The sequence below is a fragment of the Elstera litoralis genome (assembly GCF_000963705.1).
GTDB lineage: Bacteria > Pseudomonadota > Alphaproteobacteria > Elsterales > Elsteraceae > Elstera > Elstera litoralis.
The window spans coordinates 1-2,441 of sequence record NZ_LAJY01000331.1 but is presented as its reverse complement, the minus strand read 5'-3'; the positions used below and the strand labels follow the sequence as shown (position 1 = coordinate 2,441).

Annotated in this window: 2 protein-coding genes; both read left to right on the top strand. The window is 59.9% G+C overall.

Annotated features, from left to right (window positions below):
• Positions 1-1,116 (top strand): ATP-binding cassette domain-containing protein (locus VZ95_RS12945; protein ID WP_045776213.1); only part of this gene is annotated, 1,116 nt, incomplete at its 5' end.
• Between the two features lie 12 nt (positions 1,117-1,128).
• Positions 1,129-2,325 carry a mandelate racemase/muconate lactonizing enzyme family protein gene (locus VZ95_RS12940; protein WP_045776212.1) on the top strand — a complete coding sequence of 399 codons (1,197 nt, stop codon included), beginning with the start codon at positions 1,129-1,131 and terminating at the stop codon, positions 2,323-2,325.
• The last annotated feature ends 116 nt before the right edge of the window (positions 2,326-2,441 follow it).

Genomic DNA, 2,441 nt, shown 5'->3' with positions numbered 1-2,441 from the left:
ATTGCCGACGAGCCGACGACGGCGCTGGACGTGACCACCCAAGCCGAAATCATCGATCTTATCCGCCGCCTGCAAAAGGATAAGGGGATGGCCGTCATGTTCATCACCCACGATATGGGGGTGGTGGCCGAGATTGCCGATGAGGTGCTGGTCATGTACCACGGCAAGGTGATGGAAAGCGGCCCGGTCGATCAAATCTTCCACGCGCCGCAGGATGATTATACGCGCATGCTGATCGGCTCGGTGCTGAAGCTGGAGCAAAAGGCCGAAATTCGCCTGAAGCGCCCGCCGCTGCCGGATAAAGTGCTGCCGGTGCTGGAAGTCAGCGGCCTCTCGATGCAGTTTGCCGGGGTTAAAGCCGTCGATAATGTCTCGCTGTTCCTAAAGCCGGGCGAAACCTTGGGCGTCGTCGGCGAATCGGGCTCGGGCAAAACCACCGTGGGCCGCTGCCTGCTGCGCGTCTATAACCCAACCGCAGGCTCCGCCATCTACCGCCGCGCCGACGGCACGACGGTAGATCTGGTGACAGCCAATCGGGCACAGCTCAAAGAGTGCCGCCGCGAAATCCGCATGATCTTCCAAGATCCGATCAGCTCGCTCAACCCGCGCATGACCGTGGCCCAGGTGATCGCCGAGCCGATGCTGGTGAACGGCATCGCCACCGGCAAGGAGTTGGACGACCGCGTTGCGCATTTGATGGAACAGGTCGGCCTCAACCCCGATTGGCGCGAGCGCTATCCGCACGCTTTCTCCGGCGGGCAGCGGCAGCGCATCGGCGTGGCGCGGGCGATTTCGCTCAATCCGCGCATTATCGTCGCCGATGAAGCCACCTCGGCGCTGGATGTGTCGATCCGCGCCCAGGTGCTCGATTTGATGATGGAACTCCAGGACCGCCTGGGCCTGTCGTATATTTTCATCAGCCACGATATCGGCGTCATTCGCTATATGTGCGACCGGGTGGCAGTAATGTATCGCGGTAAGCTGGTGGAAATGGGGCCGGCGGAGCAGGTGTGCACCAATCCCACCCACTCCTATACCCAGGCGTTGCTGTCGGCCATTCCGCGCCCGGACCCTCGTAACCGCAGCATCCATCAGCGCATGCGCTATACCGGATAGGCAGAGACAGATATGAAAATCGACCGTTTGCGCGCCTATATGTCGCGCGATAAGGACCGCCCGCGCGTCATTGTGGCCATCGATACCGATGACGGGATTACCGGCTGGGGCGAATGCTATAATCACGGGCCGGATAAGGCGCTGTTTCCGCTGCTGGAGTATCTGTTCCCGATGATTAAGGGGCACGACCCCAGCCGCATCGAATATCTTATTATGATGCTGATGCAGCAAACGCGCTTCCCGCCGGGGGCGCTGGGGCTGGCGGCGATTTCGGTGATCGACCATTGCCTGTGGGATATTTCGGCCAAAGCCCTGGGCGTACCGGTCTATAAGCTTTTGGGCGGCAATGTGCGCGATAAGGTGCAGGTCTATGCGGGCGTCTATACTGCGCCGGACCCGATCCAAGCGCGTGACGAAATGGATGCGCTTAACGAAGGCTGGGGCTTCAAGGCCTTCAAGCTCAGCCCTTACCGCGTCAATATTCATACCCACCGCTGGGGCGAAGTGGTGCGGACCAGCGCCGAGTATTTCCGCCAACTGCGTGAAACGGTGAAATCGGAATACGAAATAGCCTTCGACGCCCACGCGAAAATCTTTGAGCCCGCTCAAGCGATTCAGTTAGGCAATGCGCTCGCGCCCTATGATCCTTTGTTCTTCGAAGAGCCGATCCGCCCGGAAAACGTTGAAGCCTGGGGCGAACTCAAGCGCGGGCTAAAATGCACGTTGGCGACCGGCGAATCGCTCTACAGCCGCTTCGAATTCCTCAGGCTCCTGCAAGCGCGCGGCGCGGATATTATTCAGCCGGATATCTGCGTCGTCGGCGGCTTGCTCGAAATGCGCAAAATCGCGGCGCTGGCCGAAGCCCATTATGTGACCGTCGCGCCGCATAACCCGATGGGGCCTCTGGCGACCGCCGTGAACCTGCATTTCTCCGCTTCCCAGCATAATTTCCGCATTCTCGAATATCGCCTGCCGCATGGGCCGGGCTATGCGTTCGAAGCCGGGGGCAGTTCGGCGAAACCGGCGGCGGATCAAGGGGCCTATTACGTGCAAGACCCGTACCTGCCGAAAGACGGCTATCTGGAACTTCGCCCAGATCGGCCCGGTTGGGGCGTTGAGATCAATGAGGAAATCTTGGGTAAGGAAGATTACGTGCATTGGGAACGCAAAGTGCCGATCCGCCCGGATGGCTCGACCGGCTACGTCTAGGAAATTTGGCCGGAGGGTTTCCTCCGGCCATTTTTTACGCCGTTACCGCGTTCGGATAGAGATGCTTCACCGCATCCAGCAGCCCCTGGATATAGCCGAAGCAGAAGGAGAAGGCG

Bases quoted from the DNA above. Each gene is read 5' to 3' on its own strand.
- VZ95_RS12940 (WP_045776212.1), top strand. From the start codon at position 1,129: ATGAAAATCGACCGTTTGCGCGCCTATATGTCGCGCGATAAGGACCGC.